Origin of the sequence: Porphyrobacter sp. SLTP, from assembly GCF_009905735.1 — a bacterium.
Taxonomy (GTDB): domain Bacteria; phylum Pseudomonadota; class Alphaproteobacteria; order Sphingomonadales; family Sphingomonadaceae; genus Erythrobacter.
Genome location: NZ_JAAALE010000019.1, coordinates 1 through 14,066, shown reverse-complemented (window position 1 = coordinate 14,066; position 14,066 = coordinate 1). Strand labels below are relative to the sequence as shown.

Here is a 14,066-nt window from a genome sequence, read left to right as displayed (position 1 = left end):
CCCTGCTGTTGTCGCGCAGAACAGATTACCCCACCGTGAACTCGGCCCACACCGGCAGATGGTCCGACGCGGTTGCGGACAGCGCGCTGCGGTGCACGCCGCAATTGCGCATCACCAGCCGGTCGCAATGCATGATCCGGTCGAGCCGTCCGATGGGACGCTGGCTGTGGAAGCTGGGGCCGGGGTCGAGCACGGTGAAGTGCTTGCCGAACTCGCGAAAACATCCGGCATTGGCCCGCCATTCGTTGATGTCGCCCATCAGCACCGTGGGATGGTGCTGGCGGGCGGCCTCACCCAGCGCGGCGATGGCGCGGGCTTGCCGGACGCGCCACAGGCCCGACAGGTCGAGATGCATCCCGAACACGCTGACGCTCGCCCCGCCGAACCCCAAAGTCGCCGTCACCACCCCGCGCGGTTCGAGGCAGGGGATGTGGATGATGTCATGCGCGTCGATGCTGATGTGGCGCTTCACAAGGATCGCATTGCCGTGCCACCCCATCGAATCGTGCTGCACGTCGAGCGGCACGGGGACGTAATCGGTGTGACTGGCAAGCATAAAGGCAGGCAGCACGCTGGTGCGCTTGCCGAACCTGAGGTCCGCCTCCTGCAAGCAGACGATGTCCGCATCGACTTCGCCCAGCACCTTGAGGATGCGCGCGGGATCGCGCTGGCGGTCGGTGCCGATGCCTTTGTGGATGTTGTAGCTGGCGACTTTGATCCGCTGCGCCATTATCCCGCCGCCAGCAGGCTCGCGTTGCCCCCTGCCGCCGTGGTGTCGATGGTCATCACCCGCTCGGTCGCGAAGCGCGCGAGGTAGTGCGGGCCGCCAGCCTTGGGGCCAGTGCCGGACAGGCCCTCACCGCCGAAGGGCTGGCTTTCGACCACCGCGCCGATCTGGTTGCGGTTGACGTAAAAGTTGCCGACACGGGCGTTGGCCTGCACGAAGCGCCGCGTTTCAGCGATGCGGCTGTGGAGACCGAGCGTAAGGCCATAGCCAACGGCGTTGATGTCATCGACGACCTGCGGCAATTCGCCTGCCTTGAAGCGCACGACGTGGAGGATCGGGCCAAAGTTCTCGCGCGCCAGATCGGCGATGCCTGCGATTTCGATGATCGTCGGCGCCACGAAGTGGCCGGTGGCGGGGGTGCCCGTCAGGCGTTCGACCGGCAGGCCGCGCGCCGTGCAATCGGCCACATGGGCTTCGAGCAGCGCCTTGGCCTCGGCATCGATCACCGGGCCGACATCGGTGGCAAGATCAGCCGGATCGCCGACATGCAGCGCCGCGAACCCACCGCGGATCATTGCCAGCATCGGCTCGGCAATGTCGTCCTGAAGGTAGAGCACCCGCAGCGCCGAACAGCGCTGCCCCGCGCTCTGGAAGCTGCTGGCGAGGACATCGCGCACCACCTGCTCGGGCAGCGCGGAGCTGTCGACGATCATCGCGTTCTGCCCGCCGGTCTCGGCGATCAGCGTGGCGATTGGGCCGTCGCGGTTCGCCAGCGCGCGGTTGATCGCGCGCGCGGTGTCGGTCGATCCGGTGAAGGCGACACCCGCGAGGCGCGGATCGGCGGTGATCATCTGGCCGACCGCCCCTGCACCGGGCAGCAATTGCAGCGCCTCGGGCGGGATGCCGGCCTGATGGCACAGCTTGACCGCGAGCGCCGCGATCAGCGGGGTCTGCTCGGCGGGCTTGGCGATCACCGTGTTGCCTGCCGCCAGCGCAGCCGAGGCCATGCCGATGAAAATCGCGAGCGGGAAGTTCCACGGGGAGATCGTGGCGAACACCCCGCGCCCGTGGAGCGCGAGCGAATTCTCCTCGCCGGTCGGCCCCGGCAGGATCGTCGGCGCGCCGAATTGCTGGCGCGCGCCTTGCGCATAATAGCGCAGGAAATCGACCGCCTCGCGCAGTTCGAGCACGGAATCGAGCAGCGTCTTGCCCGCCTCGCGCTGGCACAGGCTGAGGAACTCCGCCGCGTGCGCCTCGAACAGGTCAGCCGCTTCTTCCAGCAGCAGCGCCCGCGCATCGCCGCCCAGCGCGTCCCAGCCGGGCTGGATCGCGGCGGCGCGGGTGAAGGCGGCTTCGACCTCTTCGGCGGTCGCTTCACGGCAGGTGCCGATGACGGCGGCGGGATCATGGGGCTTGGTGATCGGCGCAATCTCGCCCGCGACGGCCGCCGGGAAGGTCGGCTCGGCCTGCCAGTGGACGTTTTCGAGCATTGTCAGCCGCGCCAGCAGCGGCTCACGCACCAGCGGATCGCTGAGATCGATCCCGGCGCTGTTGGCGCGCGCGCCGAAGATGTTCTTCGGCAAGGGGATCGCCGGATTGCGGCGGGGGCTGAGCGCGGCGAGTTCCGCCACCGGATCGCCCACCAGCTCTTCGGCCGGAATATCGGCATCGCCCATGCGGTTCACGAAGCTGGTGTTCGCCCCGTTCTCCAGCAGGCGGCGCACCAGATAGGCGAGCAATTCCTTGTGCCCGCCGACCGGAGCATAGATCCGCACCGGGGTGCGCCGGTTGCCTTCGAGCGCGTGGAGCGCGTCGTAGACTTCCTCGCCCATGCCGTGGAGGCGCTGGAACTCGAAGGCCCGCCCCTCGCTGAGATGCTTGATCGCCGCAATCGTGTACGCATTATGCGTGGCGAAAGCCGGGCGGATTACGTCAGCATGCTCGAACAGCCGCGCCGCGCAGGCGAGATAGCTCACGTCGGTCGCGACCTTGCGGGTGAACACCGGGTAATCGCTGTAGCCGCCCACTTGCGCCAGCTTCACCTCGCTGTCCCAATAGGCGCCCTTCACCAGCCGCACGAACAGCTTACGCCCGTGCCTGCGGGCGAGCTTCCCCGCCCAGTCGCACACGGCCACGCCGCGCTTCTGGTAGGCCTGGATGGCGAGGCCGAAGCCCTCCCACCGGCTGCCATCGGGGCGGCGGAACAGGTCGTCGTCACGGACCAGCTCCTCGATGATGTCGAGGCTCAGCTCCAGCCGCTCGGCCTCCTCGGCGTCGATGGTAAAGTGGATGTCGGCATCGCGCGCGCGCATCGCGAGCGCCTTGATCACCGGAACCATCGCGGCCCGCGCCTCGTCGGCGTGGAAGAAGGTGTATTTGGGATGCAGCGCGGAGAGCTTGACCGAAATGCCCGGCGATCCGGCCACCCCTGCGCCTGCTTCGCGCGCCAAGCGGATCAGTGCCGCTTCATAGGCCTGCCGGTATTTCTCGGCATCGGCAAAGGTCATCGCCGACTCGCCCAGCATATCGAAGCTGTGCGTGATCCCGCGCGCGCGTTCGGGCGCGGCGCGCTTGAGCGCTTCGTCGATATCCCGGCCGAACACGAACTGCCCGCCGAGGATCTTCATGGCTTGGCCAGTCGCGGTGCGGATCACCGGCTCCCCCAGCCGGTTCATCGCGCGCTTCAGCACGGAACCCATCCCGCGCTGGCGGGCGTCGGGCGGATCGAGCACTTCGCCGGTCAGCATCAGCGAGAAGGTCGCAGCATTGACGAAGGTCGAGGAGCTTTCGCCCAGATGCTCGCCCCATTCGATGCTGCCGATCTTGTCGCGGATCAGCGCGTCGGCAGTGGCGGCGTCCGGCACGCGCAGCAGCGCTTCGGCAAGGCACATCAGCGCGATGCCTTCCTCGGTATCGAGGCCGTATTGCTGGAGGAAGGCGTCGATCCCGCTGGCCTTCTTCCCGCGCGCGCCTTCGATCAGGTCAATCGCCAGACCTGCCGCTGCGGCATGAACCCGCGCGGCCGGTGCGGCCTGATCCAGCCGCTCGGCGATGCAGGCCTCTTCCTCTTGCCGGTAGGCACGGCGCAGATCCGTACGGTCGATGCTGGGGGCAGGGGAGTAGTCAGCCATCTGGTTTCACCTGAAACGATTCGCGGGGAGAATGCCCGGCCCTCTGAACGCGCTGAGGCTGCGCTTCAAGCGCGGGTTTTGCAACGCCCCGCTTGCCCGCCGCAGCTTGCGCGGTTAGCCTTGCGCTCGCGACCAACGGGGGCTTTTCGATCATGCGCATGTTCTGCTTCCACTGCCGCGATGGCGAAGACGGCGGCCGCCTGCGCGCAATCCATCGTCCCGCGCATCTCGAATTCGTCCACGCCAATGCCGAGCATTTCGTGATCGTCGGCCCGTTGAAACGCAGCGACGGGCTGATCATCGGCTCATTGCTGATCGTGAAGGCCCCCGACGAAGCCGCCGCACGCGCCATTCTGGCGGACGACCCCTACCTCACCGGCGGGGTGTGGCAGCTGATCCGGGTGGATGAGTTTACCCCGCTGCTGGGCGACTGGGCTTAGCAACAAGACCTCAACGCGAATGCTTTTCACCTCCCCTCCCCATGGGGAGGGGCCGTGGGTGGGGGGTCTACCCTATCGACCGTCGAACACCCATCCCCAACCCCTTCCCTCGAGGGAAGGGGCAATAAGGATCGCCCGACTTGAAAGCACTCACCGAAAAGGGTCGTTGTCGCTGTAACGGCGGCTGATGAAGGCCGCGTTGCTGGAAAAGGCGTCGAGATCGTGCTGCGCCAAGTTGCGGGCGATCTCGTCGATCCGGGCCTGCATGGTGCTCAGGCTTTCCTCAAGGATGAAGCTGGCCGACTTGCCGGTCTTGCGGAAGATTTCGGCACGGTGGGCGCTGGGGATGTCGATGTAGCTTTTGACCAGCTTGGGCAGATGCTCGTCGCGCATCAGTTCGATCTCGGTGCGGCTAACAGCCTGCACCTGCTCGCGGTCCATCATGCCTTCGACTTCGGCGAGGCTGGAGAGGATCGTGCGGATCTTGTCGCGCGCGCCGGTGGGCACGCGCTGGTCGTCATAATCGAACGCAGGTTTGCGGGACGCGGGCGGCGCAGCGGCGGGCGCGGGGTCCGCCCCCGGCTCAGGCGCCGCAAACATCTTCCGGATCGAATCAAACAGGCCCACGAACCGTCACGTCTCCATTGACCGGCGCTTATCCGGCGTGCCGTCCTAACATCACACCCAAGCAAGCGCCACCGGCAGCTTAACGCGCCGGATCCGCAAGCCGCGCGGGGGCGGCGGCACGCTCTGTGTCAAGCCGGTCGAGCGCATCGTAGAGCTTGGCGAAGGCCGACTGCAAGGCTTCGGCGTTGGCATCGCTGGGGGCGGGGCCGTCCTCCTCGATCAGATTGCTGGCCGCCCGGCGCAGGCTGGCAATTCCGTCCAGCACCAGCTCCTGGCTTGCGATCAGCCGCGCCGCTTCAATCGCGGTGCGCAGCACCAGCACCATGGTCGCAGTCGCCTGATCAATGCCTTCGATCAGCCGGGTGTTGGTGGCGCTGACGATCTCGCGCAGGGCGGCGGCCTGCATGGCGAGCGCGCGGGCCTCGGCAATGTCGCGCATCCGGGTCTGGACCGTGTGGAGCGCATCCGATTGCAGCCGCCGCGCCTTCATCGGCTCACGCGCGGCCAGCGCCTCGGCCCGCGCGGTGAGGGTGAGCGCGATTTCCTCGGCGAACAGCGCATGTTCGCTCAAGCGGGCGATCAGCGGCGTCAGTCCGGCCTGCTCGGCCTCCAGCGTGACATTGGCGCGGATCAGCGCATCACGCTCGCGGGTGAGCGCGGCCAGTGCCGCCTCGATTTCGCCCTGCGCCTCGCGGTAGCGGCGGAAATATGCCTTGGGGTCGGGCTTGGCCGGGATCAGACCGAAGCGCTTGGCCCCGCCCGTCAGATTGCCCTGCCGCAGCGGTTCGAGGCTCTGGGCGAGGTTGCGCAGACCCATAATCGCGCGGGCGATCCCCCCGGTCGGCGGCGGCGCGACATGGGCGAGGCTGCCCGCATGGCGCGCGGAAAGCTGCGCGATCTCATCCCGGCCCAACGCCTCAATCGCTTCGAGCTTGTGATCGAACGCCGGGCTCAGCGGCTCGATCAGCAGCAGTTCGGCGACATATTTCATCGCCTGCCCGGCCAGTTCGGCGTGGCGCCGTTTGGGGATCGCGGTCACGACTGCGTCAGGCGACCCGGGTCGGCTGTTCGGACACGCCGGACGCCGCACCGCGCAGCCCGTGAACCGTGGCGCGGTCAAGCACGCCTGCGGCCCAGCGCGCGTGGGTGGTCGGCTCGCACATGCTGCCGCCGTGGCTGAACACCGCCCGCGCTTCCCGGGCGAGGATAGCGCGGGCTTCATCGGCTTCGCTGGCCGAGGGGCGCAGCGCTTCGTGGATGATGCCGATCTGCACCGGATGGATTGCGGTCTTGGTGAGCAGGCCATGCTCCAGATCGCGCGCGACCTCCTCGCGCAGCAGATCGCTTTGCGCATAGTGCTCGAACACCGGAGCGGACAGCGCCATGCCTTCGGGCAGGAACACGCTCGCCATGGTGGCAATCGCGAGGCCAAGCGGCCCGTCATAGGCGGTGCGGGTGCGCGAGCGGCGCACGCCGAGCAGGTTGAGAATGTCGTTCCCGCCGATCCGCACCGCATGGACGCGGCTGCCGAGCGGCTGGAGCGTCCGCGCCATCGCCGTCAGCGCCGCACGGTCGAACGCCTCGGCGCTTTCGATGGTGGGCATGATCCCGTGCTGGGGGTTTTCCAGCCGCGCCAGCCAGTCGGGCAGATTGCTTGTCGTCACCTTGGGCAGGACGAAACCGGCCAGCCGCTCGATCCCCGGCTGGGCCTGCATCCAGGTCAGCATTTCGGGATTGCGCGGGCGGGTATAGGCGATCAGCGCGGGCGGCGCGGTGTCCAGCGCCCTGAGCGTCGCGCGGAACACATCCTGCGCCGCGCCCACTTCGGTCTCGTGCAGCGAATCCTCAAGACAGATCACCACAGACCGCAGATCGGGATTGTCGCCCGCCAGCACCTCGGCCAGGCGCGGGTGCTGCACCGGGATATAGAGCGTCGCGCCAAGCTCAACCGCTTTCGTCATCACACGTCTCCTGCTTTCGCAATCACAGTTACGGCGCGATAGTTGCCGAGTTCCCGCTGATGCACACTTACCCCGGTTTGTGTGGCAAGATGAAGCAAATGAGCAACTTCCGCGTCATCCTTGTCGCGGACGAGCACGGCCTCAGGCACGCGGCGCAGTACGGCACGGGTGGCTTCGGCGATGCCGGGCTTGATGCGGTTGCGATCGCTGACGGCGAATTCGTCCATCAGGCTGGCGATCAGCGTCTCGCAGGCACGGCGGCTCTGGCGGGCCCCTGCGGGAGTCCAGCCGGGGTGGGGTTGGTCCGAAGGCGCAGCAGCCTCGACCGCGGCGATGAAGGCGCGCGATTGGTCGGCTTCGGCGAATTCGGTGAGGTGGCGGCAGGCGTGGTACTCGCCCTCGCCTACCAGCGCATCGCTCAGCACCGAGCGGCTGACTAGTCCTGACACGATCCCGCCGAGGATGCCTGAGGGGATGAGATAGTCCTCCGCCGTCGCCGCAAGGCTGGCGCAGCCCGCCGGGTCGGCCACCACCGCGAGGAAGGGGGCAAAGCCGGTGCTGCCGTCGCCAAGGCTCGCTTCCAGCTCCCCGGTGATTGCGCCCTTGCCGGTCCAGCCATCGACGAACACCGCATCCGCTGTCCCGCGTGCAGCAGCGATGTGGGCGAGCGCGACGCGGTCGATCCCGCGCCCGCGGATGATGCTGACCGAGTAATGCACTGCCTCCACCCCGCGCCGCAGCAAGGCGCGTCGCAGCAGCACGCCGATGGGTGTGCCCGCGCGGGCGAGCGAGATGATGGTGCAGCTTTGCCCAGTTGCGGGCCGCGCAGCGATCGCGTCGGCCAGCGCCGCAACGTCACCCCTGAGCCGCCCACCATTCCTCGCCAAAGCGGCGTGATAGAGATCGAGATAGCGCTGATCCGGCAGGCGTTCTTCCGACAACATCTCGGAATAATGCCGCGCGCCAGACTGGATCAGCGCCTCCTTGGCGCGCACGTCGGTGAGGCCGATGGCTGCGGGCTTCAGCAGGAAGGTCACGTCCTCGGGGGCATAGGAGCCGTGGAACGGGGTCATCGCCAAACCCTCAATCGATCCACTCATGCCCGCGCGCGATATGCTGCCACAACTGCGCCTGGGTCGGGATCATCGCCATGTCGGTGAGATCGAGGAAGCCCGCATCCGACCAGCTATCGCCGATGCCGATGACGGAGCGTTCGGGCGTGTCGCAGCGCACCTGTTCCAGCATATACCGCACCGCCGCCCGCTTGCTCAGCCACGGGGGCAGGAAGGCGAGGTTGTTGCCATTGGCGTGGATGCGCCAGCCTTGGGGAAGACGCGGCTTCAGCGCCTCGGCCACGGCGGTGAGCGCGGGGACATCGCCGTGATTGCTCTTGATGACGCAGTAGAGATCGAGGCCATCTTCGCTGACGATCCAGTGCCGGAACGCCTCGCCATCCAGACCGGCGATGAGTTCGGGATGGAGCGCACCGGGCGTCACAGTGGTCTGCGCCTGCGCTTCGAGGTGGCGGTGCCAGACCGGATCGGGCGAGCCGTCGGCCATCAGGATGCAGCCGCCATTGGCGCAGATCGCCGGGGCCTGCGCAATGTCGACTCGCGACAGCACCTCGCGGCTGCGGGCGGTGACCGGCACGACCTCGCCATGCGCCAGCCACGCCATTAGCCCTTGCTGCGGCGGGGTGGCGTATCCGCTGGGGCTGCCATCGACGAGGCGGCTCATCAGCCGCAGCGTATCATCCGGCCAGTCGCCGCACTTGGGCCGCGTCTGGAACAGGCTGTCGTCAAGGTCGGCCAGAATGAGCGGGCGGATGGTCATGCCTGCGCCCCGTAGCGGCATAGCACCAGTTCCACCATGGCGCTGCTGCCCGCTTCGGCGACCCAGCGCGCCAACTCGTCGGCTTGGGTGCCCGCAATCTCTGCGGCGATGACGATCCGGTCGGGCTGGTGGGCGAGGAGGTTGTAGACATGGCACACCGCGCCCGAGCCATAGGCATCCGCCAGCGTGGTGACGCTCTGCATCGCGTGACCGATCAGCGCAGGCGTGCGGGTGATCGACTGGATGGCGGTGATCGCGCCCTGCGCGGCGAGGTCTTCAGCGATGCGCAGCGCTTCATAGGCGTGCTCGCCGTCGCCCAGCACCAGCACCCGTTCGCCCGGCGTGGCGGTGAGGGGCGCGCGGTCGGCGGCCTCCGGCGCGAGCAGGCCGGTGCGGCTGCGCATTCCCGTGGCCGGCACTGTGCCGTGGCGGTTGGCGGCGGGCGCGAGTGTGGCGGCAGCTTGGCCCGCCCCCGGCGTCCATTCGAGCGTTCCGGCGATCAAGGAATGGGCCGCAGCGGGGCGCGGCATCCGCGTCAGGAACCCGCCCGCGCTCCAATCGGTAAGGCTGGCGCAGTGCACCGCAACGAGTTGCGGCAAGGCAGCGACCAGCGCCTCAGCCGCTTCGACGAAGGTGCTGCCGGTGCTGCATTCATCATCGACGATCACGAGGCTGCGCGCTTCGGCGAGTGCGGGTTCGATCTCCGCGCTCACCTGCACCATGTGCGAGGCGGCGTGGCTGTGGCCTTCCTCGAACCGGGTGAGGACGCGCGCGCCCGCCGCAATCTGGCGGCTGCTCTGGATATAGGCGCTGGCGGAGCCCGGGTGCCGCGCGCGCCATGCGGTCCACACACTTTGCGCAAGGCCCGTCGCAGTCTCCGCCATGCCGCAGAACAGCACCGGCCCCGGCAGGTCGCCCGGAATCTGCGCGGCGAGCGCATCGGCAGCGGCGCGCAAGGCGTGCGGGGGCGTGGGCAAGTGACGCCCGAGCACGCGTGAGACGATCAGGAACCCGCGCTTGGGATTGGCCCTCGCGGCGAAATCGCACAGCGCGGCGACCCGGTCGGGCGCAACCCCGCGCAGCACCAGCCGCCCGGTCGGCAGGTCGACCGTCACGCAATCCTGCACCGGGTCAGGCATGGATGATGATGCTGACCACCGCACTGCGCGCCCGCCCCACGACATTGCGGCGCACATTATCGGTCGCAATCGGGATCGGCGGCAGGTCTGCCCCCGCCGCCGCTGCCATCTCGAACACCATCGCCGCGCGGATGCCGAAATTGACGTTCTCCGAAATCGACCCGCGGTTGCGCATATTGTCATGCGCGAGGCTCGCCGAGGTGATGCCGACGAGATTGCCGAACTCGTCGATGATCGCCCCGCCGGACGAGCCCGAGCCAATCGGCGCACTGAACTGGAAGCGCGAAATGTCCCCGCCCCCGCCCGTCAGACCCGAGACATTGCCGGTCGTGACCTTGAGATCGGCCCCCAGCACGTCGATCAGCGGGAAGCCCGCCGCCATGATATCCTCGCCCAGAAACAACGGCGATCCGATCCTGAGCGGCAGCGGTGCGCCGGCGGTCCGGCAGCGCAGCAGCGCCAGATCGTGCTGCGCATCGACCGCGAGGACCACGCCGGAATCGCGCGCGGGGCCGACCTCGAACCGCTGGCCATCCTCGACCACATGGGCATTGGTGACGATGAGATCGGGTGCAATCAGCACGCCGCTGCCCGAACCGATCAGCTGGCCCGGCACCGGCTTGGGGCGATTATGGCCGCGCCCATCAGGATGCGGGATCGGCCCATTCCCCGGTGGCGGCACATCGGGCACATTGCGGAACGGCACCGTCACCGCGCCGAGATTGCGCGCCCGGACATAGGCGTCGATCCCGAAGGTGAAGCCCTCGTTCGACAGCTTCATCCGCCGCTCGCCATTGCGGGTATAGACCTCGGCGAGGATCACGGCGGCGAGCTGTTCGGTCGGCGGGGGCATCACGTGGGTGGTGCCGTCCACCTCCATGTGGATCGGGTAGGCCGCGTTGGCAAAGCCGCCGTGGCGATCATCCATGACATAGGCGACGATCTCGAAGTCGCCTTCCAGCTCGGCCATGCCATCCATGAACCAGTGCTGCGGATCAATCCGCTCAAAGGCGAGCACCCGCCCGCCGCCGCTCGGACTGATCGCCGCGACCGCGATACGCTGGCCTTCCGGCCCTTGCAGACGGATGCGGCAGTCAGCCTTGGCGCTGACAGCCACGCGCTGGCCGGGCTGGGCAGGTTGCATGGCCGCGTCCCGTCCCGGCTCAGCCGATGTTGACACCCATCGCGCCTGCCAGACCCGCAAGCCCGCTGCGCCAGCCTTCACCGATGGCCTTGACCTTGATGTCGCCTGCATTGCCGCGATAGAGTTCAACGAAGATCATCGCGACATTCATTGAGGCGTCTTCGGACAGGTCGTAGCGGGCAAGCTCCTTGCCATCGGCCACGTTGGTGACGCGCGCAAAGGCGTTCTGGACCGAACCGAAATTCTGCCCGTTGATCTCGCCATCATGGATCGTGACCGCAATCACCACCTTCTTGGCATCGGGCGAGAGCTTGCTGAAGTCGATGCGGATCGTCTCGTCATCGCCTTCGCCGTCACCGGTGCGGTTGTCGCCGCTGTAGACCACGGCGCCATCGGGCGAGGTCTTGTTGTTGTAGAAGACGAAATGCGCGTCCGAGAGCACCTTGTCATTGGCGCCGATCACGAAGGCCGAGGCATCGAGATCAAACGCCGCGCCATCGGTGCGCCGCACGTCCCAGCCGAGCCCGACCACGACCGCATTCAGCCCCGGAGCTTCCTTCGACAGCGAGACATTGCCGCCCTTGCTGAGCGAAACCGCCATATTCTGTGCTTCCCTGTGTTAACTGGCGCGCGGCACGGACACCTGCCGGACCCGCGCGCCCAAGCCTTTAGCCGACATTGACACCGAAATGGCCCGCGAGCGGACCGAGCCCGCCCTTGAAACCCTGGCCAACCGCGCGGAATTTCCATTCCCCCCCGTGGCGATAGACTTCGCCGAGGATCATCGCGGTTTCGACCGAAGCGTCTTCCGACAGATCATAGCGCACGACTTCGTTGTTGTTGCTGGCATCGACCAGACGGATGAAGGCGTTGGAGACCTGGCCGAAGGTCTGGCCGTTCTCGTCGCCGTTGTAGATCGTCACCACGACAGCGACCTTGTCGACATCGGCGGGCATCTTCGAAAGGGTGATCTCGATCTGCTCGTCATCGCCGTCACCTTCGCCGGTGCGGTTGTCGCCCTGATGGATGACCGCGCCGCCGGCGACATTCTTGTTGTTGTAGAAGCAGAAGTCGGTGTCGCTCCGCACCTTGCCGCCCGCCGCGCACAGGAAGGCCGACGCATCGAGGTCGAAATCCTTACCGTCGGTCGCACGCACGTCCCAGCCGAGGCCGACCATGATGCGGTCAAGCCCGGGAGCTTCCTTCGACAGGCTGACATTGCCACCCTTTGACAGTGAGATAGCCATAATCCGTCTTCCTTTCCCAAGTCCGGCGGCGACCGGGACTGCCCCGGTCGCAACCCACAATGCATGTTGCGCCGCCGATCAGGCCAGCGCGTCTTCAGGCTCCCCGTCCGGGTTGGCCTTGTTCCACCGCACCGACGACCAGAACGCGAGGCCGATCAGCACCGCGCCGATCAGGCCGGTGACGACTTCGGGGATGTGCGCGAAGGTGTTGATGTACATGATCACCGCCAGCGCCATGATCGCATAGAAGGCGCCGTGTTCGAGATAGCGATATTCCGACATCGTCCCCTTCTTGACGAGGAAAATCGTCATCGACCGCACGAACATCGCACCGATCCCCAGACCGATGGCGATGATGATGAGGTTGTTGGTGAGCGCGAAGGCCCCGATCACCCCGTCGAACGAGAAGCTGGCATCCAGGACTTCGAGGTAGAGAAACGCACCAAAGCCCGCCTTGGCGACATCGCCGGTGGTCGGCGTGGGCGGTTCGAGCAGGTGGTTGATGATCTCCACGCCGAGATAGGTCAGCAGACCGGCAATCGCGGCGATGATGAAGGTCAGCGCGTCAGCATCGGCGAGCATGGTCGACGTCGCCCAAGTGCCCGCCAGCACCAGCCCGATGGCAATCGCCTCGATATCGGCGACCTTGGCCAGCGGGCGCTCGATCGCGTCGATCCAGTTCACTTCCTTGTCGGAATCGAAGAAGTACTTGAGGCCCACCATCCCGAGGAACGCGCCGCCAAAGCCCATCAGGCCAATATGCGCTTCGCTGACGATGCGCTGATATTCGGTCGGTTCATTCAGAGCGAGCTTCATCGCCTCAATCGGGCCGAGCGAGGCCGCGACCATCACGATCACCAGCGGGAACACGATCCGCATCCCGAAGACCGCAATCGCGATCCCCCAGGTCAGAAAGCGCTGCTGCCAGACCGGGTCCATGTCCTTGAGCACCGAGGCGTTGACCGCGGCATTATCGAAGGACAGCGACACTTCCAGCACCGCGAGCACCGCGCAAATCCACACGATCCCCAGCATGCCATCAATCGTGCCGGTCAGCGCCCAGCCGTACCAGCCGCCAAGGACAAGGCCGAACAGGGTAAACAGCAGCGAACCGCCGAAGTGTTTGAACATCGAAAAATCTTCCTTCTGGCCGTGTGATACGGCAGTCTTGTTGCTCAGTCCTTACTGCCGCGCGTCCATTGAAGATAGACGCCGATATCCTCGGCAAAGGGTTTCTGGCTGGAATAGAACCGCATCAACCGGCTCATCTTGAGCTCCCCGCCGACATTGTCGATCGTCGCGATCCCGCACAACCGCTCACGGCTGCCGGTTTCGTCCATCCGTACCTCGATTTCAGGCTGGCCCGGAATGTTGAGCCGGACGACCCCATCGGTCTCGGCCCAGTTGGGCGCACCCTCATAGATCAGCGCGAACACGCCGATGCGGCGGATATAGTCGAAATACTGGCCGTTGACGCGGATCGTCTCGCCTGCGGCAACCGCGCCGGTACGATCATCGCCTGACAGTTCGATGAAGGGCGGCTGGTTATACGCGCCAAAGCTGCGGCCCAGCGCCTGGATGCAGCCTGCGCCCATGCCATCGGCCAGTTCGAAGATCACGCCGAGATCAAGGTCGAGCTGCTGCGATCCGCCGAAGAAGCCCTTCTTCTGGGTCCGCGCGGTCCAATTGAGGTTGAGCACGATCTCGCCGAAGCTGTTGCCCTGCTTCTTCAGACTGACCGAGGAATTGCCCTTGTCGAGGCTGATCTTCTTCAGGCTGATCGGGCATTTCGGCGGCGAGGTGGACGAGCCTGCACC

14 protein-coding genes are annotated in these 14,066 nt (G+C 66.6%); 1 reads left to right on the top strand and 13 read right to left on the bottom strand.

The window, feature by feature from the left end; genetic code table 11:
- Window positions 1-25 precede the first annotated feature (25 nt).
- Window positions 26-730, bottom strand: a complete 705-nt coding sequence (locus tag GVM20_RS13765) for an endonuclease/exonuclease/phosphatase family protein (protein WP_166547767.1) — start codon at window positions 728-730, stop codon at window positions 26-28.
- Window positions 730-3,858, bottom strand: a complete 3,129-nt coding sequence (gene putA / locus GVM20_RS13760; protein WP_166547766.1) for a bifunctional proline dehydrogenase/L-glutamate gamma-semialdehyde dehydrogenase PutA — start codon at window positions 3,856-3,858, stop codon at window positions 730-732. Before putA ends, GVM20_RS13765 begins: the two co-directional genes overlap by 1 nt.
- A gap of 152 nt (window positions 3,859-4,010) precedes the next feature.
- Between putA and GVM20_RS13755 the strand changes: the two genes are divergently transcribed.
- Window positions 4,011-4,298 carry a YciI family protein gene (locus tag GVM20_RS13755; RefSeq protein WP_234032022.1) on the top strand — a complete coding sequence of 96 codons (288 nt, stop codon included), beginning with the start codon at window positions 4,011-4,013 and terminating at the stop codon, window positions 4,296-4,298.
- Window positions 4,299-4,448: 150 nt separating this feature from the next.
- Here the strand turns inward: GVM20_RS13755 and GVM20_RS13750 are convergent, their stop codons facing one another.
- The 11 genes from GVM20_RS13750 to GVM20_RS13700 form a co-directional block, all read right to left on the bottom strand.
- Window positions 4,449-4,925 (bottom strand): hypothetical protein, encoded by a 477-nt coding sequence (locus GVM20_RS13750; RefSeq protein WP_166547765.1) that lies wholly within the window; start codon window positions 4,923-4,925, stop codon window positions 4,449-4,451.
- Window positions 4,926-5,004: 79 nt separating this feature from the next.
- Entirely contained in the window at window positions 5,005-5,964 is a 960-nt protein-coding gene (locus tag GVM20_RS13745; RefSeq protein ID WP_166547764.1) for a toxic anion resistance protein, read from the bottom strand.
- Window positions 5,965-5,971: 7 nt separating this feature from the next.
- Window positions 5,972-6,886 carry an HpcH/HpaI aldolase/citrate lyase family protein gene (locus tag GVM20_RS13740; RefSeq protein ID WP_166547763.1) on the bottom strand — a complete coding sequence of 305 codons (915 nt, stop codon included), beginning with the start codon at window positions 6,884-6,886 and terminating at the stop codon, window positions 5,972-5,974.
- Window positions 6,886-7,986, bottom strand: coding sequence for a cysteine protease StiP family protein (locus GVM20_RS13735; RefSeq protein ID WP_166547762.1), 1,101 nt, complete (start codon window positions 7,984-7,986; stop codon window positions 6,886-6,888). The genes GVM20_RS13740 and GVM20_RS13735 overlap by 1 nt, the downstream gene beginning before the upstream one ends.
- On the bottom strand, window positions 7,970-8,719 hold the full coding sequence (locus tag GVM20_RS13730) for an HAD family hydrolase (protein ID WP_166547761.1): 750 nt from the start codon (window positions 8,717-8,719) through the stop codon (window positions 7,970-7,972). The genes GVM20_RS13735 and GVM20_RS13730 overlap by 17 nt, the downstream gene beginning before the upstream one ends.
- Window positions 8,716-9,858 (bottom strand): phosphoribosyltransferase domain-containing protein, encoded by a 1,143-nt coding sequence (locus GVM20_RS13725; RefSeq protein ID WP_166547760.1) that lies wholly within the window; start codon window positions 9,856-9,858, stop codon window positions 8,716-8,718. Before GVM20_RS13725 ends, GVM20_RS13730 begins: the two co-directional genes overlap by 4 nt.
- Window positions 9,851-11,002 carry a S1C family serine protease gene (locus GVM20_RS13720; protein WP_166547759.1) on the bottom strand — a complete coding sequence of 384 codons (1,152 nt, stop codon included), beginning with the start codon at window positions 11,000-11,002 and terminating at the stop codon, window positions 9,851-9,853. Before GVM20_RS13720 ends, GVM20_RS13725 begins: the two co-directional genes overlap by 8 nt.
- 19 nt (window positions 11,003-11,021) lie before the next feature.
- A complete protein-coding gene (locus GVM20_RS13715; RefSeq protein WP_166547758.1) occupies window positions 11,022-11,603 on the bottom strand; it encodes a TerD family protein in 582 nt (193 codons plus the stop codon).
- Between the two features lie 67 nt (window positions 11,604-11,670).
- Window positions 11,671-12,249: a TerD family protein gene (locus GVM20_RS13710; protein WP_166547757.1), complete on the bottom strand. Its 579-nt coding sequence runs from the start codon at window positions 12,247-12,249 to the stop codon at window positions 11,671-11,673.
- 78 nt (window positions 12,250-12,327) lie between these two features.
- Window positions 12,328-13,380 carry a DUF475 domain-containing protein gene (locus GVM20_RS13705; RefSeq protein ID WP_166547756.1) on the bottom strand — a complete coding sequence of 351 codons (1,053 nt, stop codon included), beginning with the start codon at window positions 13,378-13,380 and terminating at the stop codon, window positions 12,328-12,330.
- Window positions 13,381-13,424: 44 nt separating this feature from the next.
- On the bottom strand, window positions 13,425-14,066 hold a 642-nt coding region (locus GVM20_RS13700; protein WP_502706198.1), incomplete at its 5' end, for a TerD family protein.